This is a genomic window from Streptomyces sp. SID13031 (assembly GCF_010548305.1).
Lineage (GTDB): Bacteria > Actinomycetota > Actinomycetes > Propionibacteriales > Kribbellaceae > Kribbella.
Genome location: NZ_JAAGLV010000008.1, coordinates 193,706 through 206,676, shown reverse-complemented (window position 1 = coordinate 206,676; position 12,971 = coordinate 193,706). Strand labels below are relative to the sequence as shown.

The following is a 12,971-nucleotide window of genomic DNA, read 5'->3' as shown; positions in this document are numbered from 1 at the left end:
CCGTACCGGTCCCCGGTTTGTGGCGAATTGCCCTGAACCACGCCGACATCCGGGGAAAGGACCATGGCTACTCCCTCAGGCCATTCGAGCGAAAAACCCTGCAAGAGACCCAGTGGCAGTCAGCGGGCAGTGCGGACCGAAGAGGTCCGCCGGTGAAACCCCAGACTTTCGAACTCGTCCGGTACGCCGATATCAGCGGAGTCTCCGGTACCGGCACGGTCGCCGAAGGATGCGTCTTCACCGACGGATCGGTGGCGCTGCGCTGGCACGGCCAGAACCCCTCGACGGCGGTCTGGCCCGACCTCGACTCCATCCTCGCCGTCCACGGCCACTGCGGCTCGACCGTCGTCCGCTGGCTCGACGTCTCGGAGATGGAGACGGTCCCCGGCACCGACCTGCTGCCCGGCGAGGTCGCCCACATCCTGGCGACCGGCCGTCACACCCACCACCCACCGGCAGTCGCCTCAGCCTGACCCGTACGCCGGTACGCCGCGCGCCCGCCGTTCCCCCGCCGACCTCATGTCCGAGGCCGGACGAGAGCTCAGGTCGCGGAGGAGATACCGGTGAGCGCGAAGAACTCCTGGCGTGAGCTGGGGCTGTCGCGGAGCATGCCGTGCAGCGCCGACGTGACCGTCCTCGAGCCGATCGCGCGGACCCCACGCAACGACATGCACTGATGCTCGGCCTCGATCACCACGCCCACCCCCTTGGGTGCGAGCTGATCCTGGAGCCAGTCGGCGACCTGCTTGGTCAGCCGCTCCTGCACCTGCAGGTCACGCGCGAACAACTCCACGACGCGCGCCAGCTTCGACAGCCCGAGGATGCGTTCGCCCGGCAGGTAGCCGACGTGCGCGACGCCCTGGAACGGGAGCATGTGGTGCTCGCACAGCGACTGGACCGGGATGCTCCGGGCCAGCACCAACTCGTCGTACCCCTCGTCGTTGGGGAAGGTCGTCAGCTCGAACTCGCGCGGCGTCAGCATCTCGGCATACGCGTTGGCCACCCGCCGTGGCGTCTCGGCCAGGTGGGCGCTGTGCGGGTCGCGCCCGAGTGCCACCAGCAGGTCGGCGACTGCACGCTCGGCCGCCACCAGGTCGATCTCCGGCCGCCTGCCGACGACGTGCAGCGGAACGGGGTGAAGCGCGGTCGCCGGCTCAGGGCCGGCCAGCTCGTCGAGCCCAACCGGGTCGAGCTCCGAACGGATCGTGGTCATCTGGCGCCTCCAGCGTCGAGAACGATTGACCTTAAAAGCCACCTTACTGTTTCGTCAACGGGAGTTGGCGATAGAATCACCCCGTGGACCAGCCGACGGACGCGAGCATCCAGGCGGTCGCCTCGCTCGACGAGCCGACCCGGCGGCGGCTCTACGACCACGTCGTCGCCGAGCCGGCGCCGGTCAGCCGCGAGGAGGCCGCCGCGGCGCTCGCACTGCCCCGGACCACGGCCGCCTTCCATCTCGACAAGCTCGTCGAGGAGGGCCTGCTCACGGTCGAGTACGAGCGTCGTACCGGCCGGACCGGACCCGGCGCGGGACGCCCGGCCAAGCTCTACCGCCGCTCGGACCGCGAGATCGGGGTGTCCTTCCCGGAACGCCAGTACGACGTCGCCGGGCGGCTGCTCGCGACCGCGCTGGAGGACGCGGAGATGTCGGGGGGCTCGCCCCGCCAGGCGCTGGAACGACGAGCCCGCGAGTACGGCGAATCCGCCGGCCGCGCCGCCCGCAACCACCCCGGGACGCCGCTCGAAGAAGTGCTCCAGGCGCACGGCTTCGAGCCCCGGCGTAGCGGTCTCGCCTTGGACCTCGCGAACTGCCCGTTCAAGGCGCTGGCCAAGGAGCACACCGACCTCGTCTGCAACATGACCCTCCACCTCCTCGGCGGACTGCTCGACGGCCTCGGCGGTACCGGCCTGCAGGCAGTGCTCGAGCCCCAACCCGCCCACTGCTGCGTGCGCCTCACCCCGACGCCGAGGTCGTAGGCTGCACGGGTGGCGAAAGGAAAGCAGAGTGGCCAGGGCACGCCGGCGACGGTCGCGCTGACGAAGGCCGGTATGACGTTCACGACCCACCTGTACGAGCACGACCCGGCGGCCAAGTCGTACGGGCTGGAAGCCGCGGAGGCACTCGGGCTGCAACCGGAGCAGGTATTCAAGACGCTGCTGGTCGAGGTGGACGGCAAGTTGGCGGTCGGCGTCGTACCGGTCGACAAGCAGCTGGATCTGAAGGCGGTCGCCGCCGCCCTCAACGGCAAGAAGGCGGCGATGGCAGACCCCGCGGCCGCCGAGCGGATCACCGGGTACGTCGTCGGCGGCATCAGCCCGATCGGCCAAAAACGCCTCCTCCCCACGGTCATCGACGAGACCGCGACGATCCACGAAACCGTCTACGTCTCCGGCGGCCGCCGCGGCCTCGACCTCGGCCTCTCCCCCACCGACCTGATCACCCTCACCTCAGCCCGCACCGCCCCTATCGCCCGCTGACGGCTCTGTCCCGACCGACAGGACATAGTCCGGTTCGCGCCGGCAGTTCACGCTCACGGCCAACCCGGCGGGACGGGAAATCGGCACTATGTCCTGTCGGTCGGGACGGGCCCCTATCTCACGGTGCGGAAGAAGGCAGTCAGGTCATCGGCGAGGAGGTCGGGTTCCTCCCACGCGGCGAAGTGGCCGCCGCGGGGCATGGCGGTGTAGCGGGTGACGTTGTACGTGCGCGCCGCCCACCTTCTCGGCGGGCGAACCAGGTCTTCCGGGAAGACAGCGATCGCGGTCGGCACGGTCACCGAGGTCACGCGTTCGCGCTGGCCACGGTGGAATTCGTAGTACGGGCGGAACGACGTCCCGATCGAGTTCGTGAACCAGTACAGCGATGCCTGGGTCAGGATGAAGTCGTCGCTGAAGCGGGTGCCGAGGTCGCCGTCGCAGTCGGTCCACGCCCGGTACTTCTCCAGCAGCCAGCTGAGCAGCCCGGCCGGCGAGTCGGACAGCCCCGCGCTCAGCGTGACCGGACGCGTCATCTGCTCGTGCTCGTAGCCGCCCTCCTCGGCGAACCACTCGGACTCCGAGTCGAGGTAGGCCTGCTCCTCCGGCGTCACCTCGGCCGGGTCGAACTCCGCCGGATTCGCCACCGCGAGCACATGGATCCCGACGACCGACTCCGGATACGTCTGACCGAGCAGCGCGCTGATACCGGCGCCAAGATCGCCACCGTGCGCGCCATACCGCTCGAAGCCCAGCTCGTTGTGCATCAGCCGGTGCCACAGCTCGTGCGTCGCAGTTGCCGGTGGCAACGAAGGCCGTTGCGGCGAGAACGCGAAGCCCGGCAGCGAAGGCACGATCACGGTGAATGAGTCGAGTGGCGATCCCCCGTACTGCGACGGCGTGGCGAGCCGGTGAGCCAGCTCGGTCAGCTCCAGCACCGAACTCGGCCAGCCATGCGTCACCACGATCGGCAACGCGCCCGGGTGCTCACCGTCGTACTGGAGGTAGTGCACCGGCACACCGTCCAAGTCGGCGAAATGCGAGGGCAGCGCGTTGAGCGCCACCTCCTGCTTGCGCCAGTCGAAACCCGTGGCCCAGTACTCGACCAGTCTGCGGAGCTCAGTGCTATCGGTACCAGCCTCCCAGCCGGCCCCCGGCCAGGCCGTCGCCCACCGCGTCCGCCGCAGCCGCGACCGCAGGTCGTCCAGCTCCTCCTCAGGAACAGCAAGCACATCCACGCGAACGATCCCTCCCCAAAAATCGCCCCGACTAAGCACCTCACCTTTCCTCAAGTTGCGTTGAACCACCAGTGGTCAGCTCAGATTGAGGTGCTGGAAGACCCCGGTACCGCGGAAGACCTTGAGGCCGAACTGACCCGACGACTGATCGGTGTCGGTGGCGTGAAGTCGGCGCCGATCGCCTTGCTTGGACGAAAGCATCGCCGCCGCCCTGACCTTGCTTGCCGCCAGCAACATCTGTCCAGTTGCCGCTCGCCGGGTGGATCTGCCCGATGTGCTGCACGGTCTCGATGCCCAAGGCATCCAATTACTGCTGCGCCTGGTGCCGCATCGTCTTGCGGTCGTTTGCGCAAAGGGTTGCGCAAAGCACGCTGAGCGACGAATATTCGACGGATGGTCACGATGACGGACGTCGCCCGCACCGCCGGCGTTTCGGTCAGCACGGTCTCGCACGTCGTCAACGGCACCCGCCGGGTCGCCGCCGCGACCCGCGACAAGGTGCACCAGGCGATGGGCCTGCTCGGCTACGAGCACAACCCGATCGCCCGCTCCCTCGCGGCCGGCTCGAACCGGACGATCGGCCTCGCGCTGACGGCGGCCTCCAACCCGTACTGGGTCGATCTGGTCCAGGGCATCGACGGCGAGGCCACCAGGGCCGGTCTGAACCTGATCATCGTCGACACCCGCGACGACGCCCGGCACGAGGCGGTGGCGGTCGCCAATTTGCTTGCCCACCACATCGAAGGCCTGGTGATCGCGCCGTCCGACGACTGGCGCCACCTCACCCTGCCGCTGCTGCGCGACCACCCGGTCCCCTACGTGATCGTCGACCGGATCGATCCCGACCTGCGCGCCGACCAGGTCGGCGTCGAGAACGAGGCGTCCACGGCCGCGGTGATCGACCACCTGATCTCGGCCGGTCACACCCGGATCGGGATGATCGCCGGTATCTCCGGCCTGGCGACCAGCGCCGAGCGGCTCCGCGGTTTCCGGAACGCCCACCACCACGCCGACCTCGCCATCGACCCCTGCCTGATCGTGGAGGGCGCCTCGACGAGCGAAGGTGGTCGCCGGGCCGCGCTCGCACTGCTCGACCTGCCGGAGCCACCGACGGCGGTCTTCGCCGCGAACAACGACATGACCATCGGAGCACTGGCCGCCTTCAAGGCGGCGGGCATCCGGGTGCCGCGCGATCTCGCGATCGTCCACTTCGACGACTTCGCCTGGGCCGATCTGTTCAGCCCCGGGCTGACGGCCATCGCCCAACCGTCGGCGGCGATCGGCGCCCGCGCAGTCCAGCTCCTGGTCCGCCGGATGACGGATCGCGAGGCACCACCCCAAACGATCCGTCTCCCGGCAGAGATCATGCACCGCGAGTCCTGTGGCTGCCCACCCCGCACCTAAGGTCACGAGCCCACCTCTGGTGAGCTCGAACACCTTCCGGCGGGCGTGGTCGCTGGTTCTGGCCGGGTCGGGCTAGCCGGTGACGCTGGCCGCGCCGCTCTCGAGATGGCCGGTCAAACGGCGCCGGTATGTCGTGTCGTCGGCGGTGGTGATCTCCAGGTCGTACCAGCCTCGGTCGGTCGGCCAGGTGAGCGCGCGCGTCTGCTTGCCGCGGACGTCCTGGTTGATCGTCCGGCTGCCATAACCGCGCGCCTTGAGCTTCACGGTGAGGGGCTTCGTGCCGGTGTTCTCCAGCTCGACGTGCAGCGAGCCGCGGTCCTCGCGGATCCGCACGTCGAGTCCGGCCGCGATGCCGTCGACCGCACCCGCCAGCTCGACCCAGAAGCGGTTGGGGCCCTGGACCGCGAGCTCGTACGGACCGCTGACCGGGATCTCCCGGACGGTCTCTGCCGTGACGTCGAGGTGCGCCGGCGCGGGCAGCTCGCCGCCGTACGGATAGATCACGAAATGCGCCGCCTCAGCCGCATTGTTGCCCAGCGCCAATTTCAGCTTGCCATTGGCAACGAAGCCTGAAACCGACGGCTGGTAAGGCAATGCGCGCGCCGGACGACGGCCCGGTTCCTGCAGCGGAAGCGCCTGGGTGACGGGCGGCGTCGGCTTCCAGCGAGAGATCGGCGCCGGTACCGGACCGGGTGCGTCGGTCGACGGCTGCTTGTGCGACCGCTTGAAGTCGAAGGCCGAGGTGAGGTCACCACAGGCTGTCCGCCGCCAGGAGCTGATGTTCGGCTCCTTGACGCCGGTCCAGCGCTCGAGGAACTGGATCACCGAGGTGTGGTCCGACACCTGCGAGTTCACGTGACCGCCGACCGACCAGGGTGAGATCACGGTCATCGGGACGCGCGGGCCGAGGCCGATCGGGCGACCGGCGTACCAGTCGTCGCCGGCGCCGGAATCGGGGCGCGGCGCGACCGGCGGCGGTACGTGGTCGAAGTACCCGTCGTTCTCGTCGAAGTTGATCAGCAGGACCGTCTTGGACCAGGTCACCGGGTCCGAGGCGATCGCGTCGAGCAGGTCGTAGACGAGGTTCGCGCTGCCGACCGGGGTCGACGAGCCGGGGTGCTCGGAGTCGACCGCCGACGGGACCAGCCAGCTGACGGCGGGCAGCTTGCCGGCTTTGATGTCGGCCCGCACGCGCGGTACGAGCGACTCGGGCTCGCTGCGGTGCATCGCCTTGTAGAAGAGTTTCTGGTCGGCCTCGGGCTGCTTCGCGACCGCGTCGGCGAGCAGCTTCAGCGCGGCGGCCTGCTCGGCCGGGTTCTTCTCGAAGAGCTTGTCGTAGAACTCCTCGGTGGTCCGGTAGCCGGGCACGGACGCGAGGATCCGGTGGCCGAGCTCCTTGAAGGTCTTGAAGTACTCCACCGCGTTGTCGGTGAAGTTGTCCCACTCCTGGTAGATCTGCCAGGAGACGCCGGCCGCTTCCAGCCGCTCCGGGTACGCCGTCCAGTCGTAGCCCTTGTGGTCGTAGCTGTACGCCGCGTTGGTGACCGCGCGCTGGGTGGTACCGGGCTCGTAGCCCGTCGTGCCGGACCACAGGTAGTTGCGGTTCGGGTTGGTCGAGCCGTTCACCGAGCAGTGGTAGGCGTCGAGGATGGTGAAGGTCTCGGCCAGCTCGTACTGCAGCGGGATGTCGCGACGGTCGTAGTGCGTCATCGTCGCGGCCGTCTTGGCCTGCACCCAGTCGTCGTTCCAGCCGTTGCCCCAGGCCTGGGTCGCATCGGTGAAACCGTGCGCGAGCGCACCGAGGTACTGGATGTCGTCCGGGTTGCGGCCGGCGTCGGCAGCGGCCTTCCGGATCGAGAACGGCAGTACTTCGCCGCCGCCGGTCACCGGCTGGTGGAACACCGACTTGCCGTTGCGCAGCCGCAGCGGCAGGCGGTCGCCGTACCCGCGGACACCGCGGAGCATGCCGTAGTAGTGGTCGAAGGAGCGGTTCTCCTGCATCAGCACGATCACGTGCTCGATCGCGTCGAGACCACCGGGCCGGATGGGCTGCGCCATCGCCGAGTGCAGCGACGGTGGGAGCAGCGACAACGCTGCCCCACCGGCTGCGGATCCTAGAACCAGGCGGCGGGAAATCTCAGTCATGCCCCGGACAGTAGGTCAGGACGTGCTGGTCGCGGGATGGCTCACGACCTACATTCTTCAGAAATTCACGCGCCGGTACGACGCTTGATCGCGGCGTCGCGCAGACCCTCCAGAACGGTCTCGGTGGTCTCCCAGCTCAGGCACGCGTCGGTGATCGACTGTCCGTAAACGAGTGGCTTCGTGGGGTCGAGCTCCTGGCGTCCCTCGACCAGGAACGACTCCAGCATCACGCCGACGATCGCCTTGTTCCCGGCGGCGACCTGCTGCCCGATCTCGGCGGCGACGGCCGGCTGGCGGCGGTGGTCCTTGCGGCTGTTGCCGTGGCTCGCGTCGATGACGACGCGCTCGGGCAGGCCGCCCTTGGCGAGCAGCTCGGTGGCACCGGCGACGGACTCGGCGTCGTAGTTGGGTCCGGCGTCGGAGCCGCGCAGTACGAGGTGGCAGTCGGGGTTGCCGCGGGTGTGCAGGATCGCGGGCGCGCCGTCGTGGTCGATCCCGGTGAACACGTGCGGGACCGCCGCCGCCTTGATCGCGTCGACCGCGGTCGCGATGCTGCCGTCGGGGCGGTTCTTCATCCCGATCGGCATCGACAGGCCGGACGACAGCTGGCGGTGCACCTGGCTCTCGACGGTCCGCGCGCCGATGGCGCCCCACCCGACGGTGTCGGCGATGTACTGCGGGGTGATCGGGTCGAGGAACTCACAACCGACCGGCAGCCCCTTGGCCAGTACTTCGAGCAGCAGCGCGCGGGCCGTGCGGAGTCCCAGGTTGACGTCGCCCGAGCCGTCGAGGCCGGGGTCGTTGATCAGGCCCTTCCAGCCGAGGGTCGAGCGTGGCTTCTCGAAGTACACGCGCATCACCACGAGCAGCCCGTCGGAGAGTCGCTCGGCGATCGGGGCGAGCCGTTCGGCGTACTCGAGGGCGGCCTTGGCGTCGTGCACCGAACAGGGGCCGACGACAACGAGCAGCCGGTCGTCGACGCCGTTGAGCACATCGGTGACGGCCTGGCGGCCCTTGACGACGGTCTCGGCGAGCTCGGCGCTGAGCGGCAACTCGTCGTGCAGGGCGAGCGGCGTCACCAACGGGACGGTCTTCTCGATCCGTCGGTCGACGACCGCGCCTTGCGGTGCCTGCTGCTGCGGGAGGGTGTTCATGAGGGGGACCTTTCCGCCGGTACTCCGCGGTGGACCCGAGGACAGCGCCGGCTGGGAATGAGAAAAGGCAAGGACGAATGTCCTTGCCTCGAGAGCCGGCTCTGGTTCGTGTTCAGGCGTCAGCGATTGGCTGAGCTGCCCGGCACCACAGCCGGCCACTCAAAAAATCGCCAATAGCAACGCTTCACGTCGCCGACGATATCACCCAGCGCAACCGGCCGGCGAAATCGCCTGGCACCTGGACCGTCGTCATGGTTGCCTCGGGCCATGACCACCGACATCACCATCCGCGCCACCCGGGTGGACGAAGTCCCCCGCCTCCGGTCGATCGAGAAGGCGGCCGGCGTGCTCTTCCACGAGATCGGCATGACCGACGTGGCCGAGCATCCGCCGCCTTCACTGGAGATCTTCGAGCAGTACCAGCGGGCCGGTCTGGCCTGGACCGCCGCTGGTGTGGACGGCCAGGCAGTCGGCTTCGTGCTGGTGAAGTTGATCGACGGCGCGGCGCACATCGAGCAGGTGAGCACCCATCCGGATCATGCCCGGCAAGGCATCGGGCGGCGGTTGATCGACGAGGTCGACCGCTGGGCGGCGGGGCGGGGACTGCCCGCTCTCACCCTCAGCACCTTCCGCGACATCGGCTGGAACGGGCCGTACTACGCGCGCCTGGGTTTCCGGGAGCTGACCGCTGCCGAGCTGACCCCGGGGCTGGCCGAGATCCAGCGGGAGGAGACGGCGATGGGGCTGGATCCGGCCGGGCGGGTGCTGATGCGGCGGGAGATCGAGACGGGTGGTGTCAGTGGGTGAGATCTGACTTTCCCCGGGTGTAACCGGGAGGCGCCGTGGGTCGTTGAGGGTCGCAACAGGTTGAGGACTTCTCTGTGGAATCTCTTAAGGGGTGCTAGCACGGTGGCAGGTCCGCTCGGGGGTCATGGGTTGCGTGCGTCATCCGGCAGACACGGTTGCCGGGCCGGGGCCGGGCGGTGAGGCCGCGGACTTTCGAACTGGTCCGCTATCGCGACCTCAGCGGCGTCTCGGGTACCGGCGTCGTCGCCGAGGGGTGTGTGTTCACCGACGGCTCGGTCGCGCTGCGCTGGCGCGGCACCAACCCGGCGACGGCCGTCTGGCCCGACATCGAGTCGGTGCTCGCCGTCCACGGCCACCAGGGCGCGACCGAGGTCCAGTGGCTCGAGGGTGAGGAGTCCGTCCCGTATGCCGGGGCCGACGCGTGGGCCGAGCCCGCCGAGAGCGCTGACGGCTGGACCGCGCCGGAGGACACCTGGTCCGCGCCTGCGGTCGAGCGAGGCGGGCCCGAGCTCGACCTGGAGCACTTGTTCGGCGGGCAGCACAATGTGCGGCCGCCTGGTTCCGTATCCGACCCTTCCGCGCTTCCGCCAAGCCGCGCCAGAGGCTGGGCGGGGGCTCGGCATCTCAGGTAGAACACTCTTGTGACCCACATCTACCTGGTCCGGCACGGTCAGCCGGACTATGCGCCGGTGGATAGCCGTGGCTGGCCCGGAATGGCCGCTGACGCCGCTCCGCTGGCTCCAGAGGGCTCCGGGCAGGCCGAGGCGGCTGCGGACCTCCTGAGTGGCATCGGTGCCACATACCTGATCGCCTCCCCCTTCACCCGGGCCCTGCACAGTGCAGCGATCATCGGGCACCGGTTGGCCCTCGGAGTACGGGTCGACTACGACCTGCGCGACTGGCTGCCCGACAGCACGGGCTCCTGGCGAGGGGTGGCCGACGTGCGGGCGGCGCAGGCCGAGCTGGACGAGTACGACGGCGAGTGGCCCGACGGGATCGTCCGGGCTTGGGAGCCGCTATCGGTGGTACGGGCTCGGGCGCGGGCAGCGCTGGCTCGGCACACTGCGAGCACCGACGGGCCGGTGCTCGCCATTACGCACGCGATGGTCATCCGGGCTCTGACGGGTGAGCGCGAGACTGCGCACGGCGGGCAGGTGTACTTCCGGTACGACCCGGCCGACGATTAGGGCCTAGGGCCGGACTGCCGAGACCAGGGTGGTCACAGCCTCAGCGAGGGAGTTCACCCAGCCGTCCGGCTCCCCCAGCGTCTGCCAGCCGGGGCCGCCGACCACGAGGTGGTACGACGGCCTGGTGCGCGCCAGGCCGCGCAGAGCGTCCAGGTCGGCCGTCTCGGACGCACTGGACCAGATGAAGACGGCTGCCGGGCGGATCCGGCGTACGGCGTCAGACAGCGAGTTGACCGGCGTCGCGGCACCCAGTGTCCGCACCCGCACGCCACGCTCGGCCAGCGCAGCCGCCACTGCCAGCAGCGGCAACGCGTGGTCCTCCCGCTCGAGGCAAGCCAGTACTACGGCCCGCTCCGTCTCGTCCGGCCTGTGCCGCTCCACGTTGCGCCGGGTGTGGTACCTCAACCCGCCGGCCACCGCGTCCGACGCCAGGTGCTCGACCTCGACGCATGCCCCGGTCCGCTCCCACTGGTCGCCGACCTCGACCAGCAGCGGCATCAGCCGGCTCGTCCAGGCGTCGACAGCTCCCGACATGTCCAGGCTGCGCGCGACCTCATGGGTGAGCCGGTCGCCGTCCATCGCGTTCGCGAGCTGGAAGAGGTCGGCCAGCTTCCCCGGGCCATCGGTGCGAGTCCGGGCGGACCGGCGTACCGGGACCGGCTTCGGAACTCCGTGTGACCGCGTCCGGGTGCCGTCGGCAACAGAAGTGGCGGATGTCACAGTGGGTGATTGGGTGGGATAGATCCGGTCACGAACCGATGCCGCCGCCTCGGCCGTCGCGACGCCCTGATCGATCAGCCGGAGCATCGCCCGCAGCCGGGCCAGATCCTCCGGGCTGTAGCGCCGATGACCGCCTGCTGACCGTGCGCTCGGGCTCAATCCGTACCTGCGCTCCCAGCTCCGCAGGGTCGGCGCGGCGATCCCGAGCCGGCGCGCGGTGGCCCCGACGGTGAGCGAATCGGCGGGGGTCGGCACGGCGTTCATGATGCCCTCCCACCGCCTCGAAAACGTGAAAATCGCCACGGGCCGATAACAACTCGACCGAGTTTCGAGACAACAAGGGTTGAACTGCGCATGAGTTGAGCATAGTTTTCACCGAGCGCCCGTCCGCGCTCACGGTGAGTCATAGGAGGTTGCCATGTCGAGAGGGATGCCTCGCCTACCCCGCCCGCTCATGGATTTGTGGGACTGGCAGTCGCAGTCTGCGTGCCGCGACGTCAACCCGGAGCTGTTCTTCTCCCCCGAATCGGAGCGTGGCGTTCGCAAACGCGCTCGCGAGATGGTGGCCAAGTCGCTCTGCGGTACCTGCCCGGTCCAGCCCGAATGCCGTCAACACGCTCTCTCCGTCGGAGAGCCGTACGGCGTCTGGGGTGGAACCACGGAATCCGAACGGGACAACGTAGTACTCGCCGAACACAGGAAGTCCGCCTGACGGCCGCGGGGAGCTGAACCACCCCGACCCACCCGGGTCCGGCCCTGCCGCCGGACCCGGCCCCCGACCTCCAGCGGCCTCGCCCGCACCACAGGTCGGCAACACCGCGCCCCCGGCCCAGCCCAGCTGGCTCTATCCGGCGCGCCCAAATCCTGGCAACGATTGCAGCGCAGCCCGGCTCGCGACGCCTGCTCCGCTGCGCTACGCCGCCTGCCTCGCGGTCGATCGCCGTAGCCACCGCGAGCGGGCCGACGCAGTGAGAACTGAGTGTTCGAAGGCTCGCACGCCGTGGAAGGTGTCGCGATCCAGATCTACTCCAGTTCGCCGGCAGGCAGGCTCCTCTCCAGGCACGCCTAACTCCACCGGCGAGCGCTCACACTCGCGCATTATGGGGAGAGCGACAGGGTTATGTATGCGCGGCCATCCAGAGCCCGAACACAGCCAAGCCCACCACCCCGGGTGGGAAACTAACTTGCACCTGGCGACGAAAAGTTTCCCACTGAACCCGGCCATCAGCCGAGCCCCACCCGGCGCTCGCCCCGACCGGCCCCGCCCGAATATCGATCGGCGTCACGTGGCGGCCCCTGCCCTACCCAACGCGGGCGTCAGCGCATCCACCTCCCCGGGCGATGCAACCGGCGCAGCGGAGCGGAGCAGGCGCCGCGAGCTGGGGACGGGGGCGGGCGGTTAGGGCTTGCCGTCGTCTGGTTCGGTGGGGGCTTCTTCTGCGTCGGCCGGCTTCGGCTCTTCGGACGGGGATTCGTCTTTGGGCTTGTCCTGGATCGGGTCCGTCGGCTTCTGTGGCTCCGGTGGGCGCGCGGTGGTGCGCGGGTCGCGATACCGGTCCAGGGACGCCAGGAAGTCCGGGTCGTCGTCCGGCGCCACCGGGCGGCCTGTCGGCTTCGGCTTGGGGACCGCCGTTCGTTCTCGGCGGACGGCCTGGGCGCGGGACATCAGGAGCCAGACGATCGGGCCGACGAAGGGCACGAAGACGATCAGGACGATCCAGACCAGCTTGGGCAGGTACGGAACGTCTTCATCGCGTGTCTGGATGCAGGAGAAGAGCGCGTAGACGCTCAGCACCAGGCTGATCAGGAACGGCAGAAATCGGACCACGCTCCAACAGTAC

The 12,971-nt window shown here is 69.2% G+C and carries 15 protein-coding genes; 8 read left to right on the top strand and 7 right to left on the bottom strand.

The genetic code is table 11. From position 1 onward, the window contains the following. The first annotated feature begins 152 nt into the window (after window positions 1-152). Window positions 153-473 (top strand): hypothetical protein, encoded by a 321-nt coding sequence (locus G3I17_RS18020; protein ID WP_164597652.1) that lies wholly within the window; start codon window positions 153-155, stop codon window positions 471-473. A gap of 68 nt (window positions 474-541) precedes the next feature. Here G3I17_RS18020 and folE read toward each other — a convergent pair whose 3' ends face one another. Continuing rightward, the gene (gene folE / locus G3I17_RS18015) at window positions 542-1,213 is read right to left on the bottom strand and encodes a GTP cyclohydrolase I FolE (RefSeq protein ID WP_164597650.1); all 672 of its coding nucleotides are present in this window, start codon (window positions 1,211-1,213) and stop codon (window positions 542-544) included. An 83-nt stretch (window positions 1,214-1,296) separates the two neighbouring features. Here folE and G3I17_RS18010 point away from each other — a divergent pair, with 83 nt between their 5' ends. Together G3I17_RS18010 and ybaK are read left to right on the top strand one after the other, a co-directional pair. Beyond that, window positions 1,297-1,977, top strand: a complete 681-nt coding sequence (locus tag G3I17_RS18010) for a helix-turn-helix domain-containing protein (protein ID WP_164597648.1) — start codon at window positions 1,297-1,299, stop codon at window positions 1,975-1,977. A gap of 9 nt (window positions 1,978-1,986) precedes the next feature. Continuing rightward, window positions 1,987-2,478 (top strand): Cys-tRNA(Pro) deacylase, encoded by a 492-nt coding sequence (gene ybaK / locus G3I17_RS18005; protein ID WP_164597646.1) that lies wholly within the window; start codon window positions 1,987-1,989, stop codon window positions 2,476-2,478. A gap of 113 nt (window positions 2,479-2,591) precedes the next feature. On the opposite strand, the gene G3I17_RS18000 is transcribed toward ybaK, so the two are convergent. Then, complete coding sequence (locus tag G3I17_RS18000; RefSeq protein WP_343238343.1) at window positions 2,592-3,713, bottom strand: epoxide hydrolase family protein; 1,122 nt, start codon at window positions 3,711-3,713, stop codon at window positions 2,592-2,594. A 75-nt stretch (window positions 3,714-3,788) separates the two neighbouring features. Beyond that, the gene (locus G3I17_RS17995) at window positions 3,789-3,950 is read right to left on the bottom strand and encodes a hypothetical protein (protein ID WP_164597643.1); all 162 of its coding nucleotides are present in this window, start codon (window positions 3,948-3,950) and stop codon (window positions 3,789-3,791) included. Between the two features lie 156 nt (window positions 3,951-4,106). Here G3I17_RS17995 and G3I17_RS17990 point away from each other — a divergent pair, with 156 nt between their 5' ends. Then, the gene (locus tag G3I17_RS17990; RefSeq protein ID WP_164597641.1) at window positions 4,107-5,117 is read left to right on the top strand and encodes a LacI family DNA-binding transcriptional regulator; all 1,011 of its coding nucleotides are present in this window, start codon (window positions 4,107-4,109) and stop codon (window positions 5,115-5,117) included. A 72-nt stretch (window positions 5,118-5,189) separates the two neighbouring features. On the opposite strand, the gene G3I17_RS17985 is transcribed toward G3I17_RS17990, so the two are convergent. Both G3I17_RS17985 and G3I17_RS17980 read right to left on the bottom strand, forming a co-directional pair. Further along, entirely contained in the window at window positions 5,190-7,262 is a 2,073-nt protein-coding gene (locus G3I17_RS17985; RefSeq protein WP_164597639.1) for a phospholipase C, phosphocholine-specific, read from the bottom strand. Between the two features lie 65 nt (window positions 7,263-7,327). Next, complete coding sequence (locus tag G3I17_RS17980; protein ID WP_164597637.1) at window positions 7,328-8,416, bottom strand: 3-deoxy-7-phosphoheptulonate synthase; 1,089 nt, start codon at window positions 8,414-8,416, stop codon at window positions 7,328-7,330. A 267-nt stretch (window positions 8,417-8,683) separates the two neighbouring features. Here G3I17_RS17980 and G3I17_RS17975 point away from each other — a divergent pair, with 267 nt between their 5' ends. The 3 genes from G3I17_RS17975 to G3I17_RS17965 all read left to right on the top strand — a co-directional run bounded on the left by G3I17_RS17975 (window position 8,684) and on the right by G3I17_RS17965 (window position 10,410). Beyond that, window positions 8,684-9,223, top strand: coding sequence for a GNAT family N-acetyltransferase (locus tag G3I17_RS17975; protein WP_164597635.1), 540 nt, complete (start codon window positions 8,684-8,686; stop codon window positions 9,221-9,223). 176 nt (window positions 9,224-9,399) lie between these two features. Then, the gene (locus G3I17_RS17970) at window positions 9,400-9,855 is read left to right on the top strand and encodes a hypothetical protein (RefSeq protein ID WP_164597633.1); all 456 of its coding nucleotides are present in this window, start codon (window positions 9,400-9,402) and stop codon (window positions 9,853-9,855) included. Window positions 9,856-9,864: 9 nt separating this feature from the next. Next, window positions 9,865-10,410, top strand: a complete 546-nt coding sequence (locus tag G3I17_RS17965; protein ID WP_164597632.1) for a histidine phosphatase family protein — start codon at window positions 9,865-9,867, stop codon at window positions 10,408-10,410. Between the two features lie 3 nt (window positions 10,411-10,413). On the opposite strand, the gene G3I17_RS17960 is transcribed toward G3I17_RS17965, so the two are convergent. Continuing rightward, window positions 10,414-11,394, bottom strand: coding sequence for a MerR family transcriptional regulator (locus tag G3I17_RS17960; RefSeq protein WP_164597630.1), 981 nt, complete (start codon window positions 11,392-11,394; stop codon window positions 10,414-10,416). A gap of 166 nt (window positions 11,395-11,560) precedes the next feature. Here G3I17_RS17960 and G3I17_RS17955 point away from each other — a divergent pair, with 166 nt between their 5' ends. After that, the gene (locus tag G3I17_RS17955; protein ID WP_026162890.1) at window positions 11,561-11,842 is read left to right on the top strand and encodes a WhiB family transcriptional regulator; all 282 of its coding nucleotides are present in this window, start codon (window positions 11,561-11,563) and stop codon (window positions 11,840-11,842) included. 687 nt (window positions 11,843-12,529) lie between these two features. Here G3I17_RS17955 and G3I17_RS17950 read toward each other — a convergent pair. After that, on the bottom strand, window positions 12,530-12,958 hold the full coding sequence (locus G3I17_RS17950; RefSeq protein WP_164597628.1) for a PLD nuclease N-terminal domain-containing protein: 429 nt from the start codon (window positions 12,956-12,958) through the stop codon (window positions 12,530-12,532). Window positions 12,959-12,971: the final 13 nt, after the last annotated feature.

What these genes read in the sequence shown, in the direction of transcription:
- G3I17_RS17955 (WP_026162890.1), top strand. Translation starts at nt 11,561, where the DNA reads ATGCCTCGCCTACCCCGCCCGCTCATGGATTTGTGGGACTGGCAGTCG.
- folE (WP_164597650.1), bottom strand. Translation starts at nt 1,213, where the DNA reads ATGACCACGATCCGTTCGGAGCTCGACCCGGTTGGGCTCGACGAGCTG.
- G3I17_RS17995 (WP_164597643.1), bottom strand. Translation starts at nt 3,950, where the DNA reads ATGTTGCTGGCGGCAAGCAAGGTCAGGGCGGCGGCGATGCTTTCGTCC.
- G3I17_RS17980 (WP_164597637.1), bottom strand. Translation starts at nt 8,416, where the DNA reads ATGAACACCCTCCCGCAGCAGCAGGCACCGCAAGGCGCGGTCGTCGAC.
- G3I17_RS17960 (WP_164597630.1), bottom strand. Translation starts at nt 11,394, where the DNA reads ATGAACGCCGTGCCGACCCCCGCCGATTCGCTCACCGTCGGGGCCACC.
- G3I17_RS17985 (WP_164597639.1), bottom strand. Translation starts at nt 7,262, where the DNA reads ATGACTGAGATTTCCCGCCGCCTGGTTCTAGGATCCGCAGCCGGTGGG.
- G3I17_RS17975 (WP_164597635.1), top strand. Translation starts at nt 8,684, where the DNA reads ATGACCACCGACATCACCATCCGCGCCACCCGGGTGGACGAAGTCCCC.
- G3I17_RS17990 (WP_164597641.1), top strand. Translation starts at nt 4,107, where the DNA reads ATGGTCACGATGACGGACGTCGCCCGCACCGCCGGCGTTTCGGTCAGC.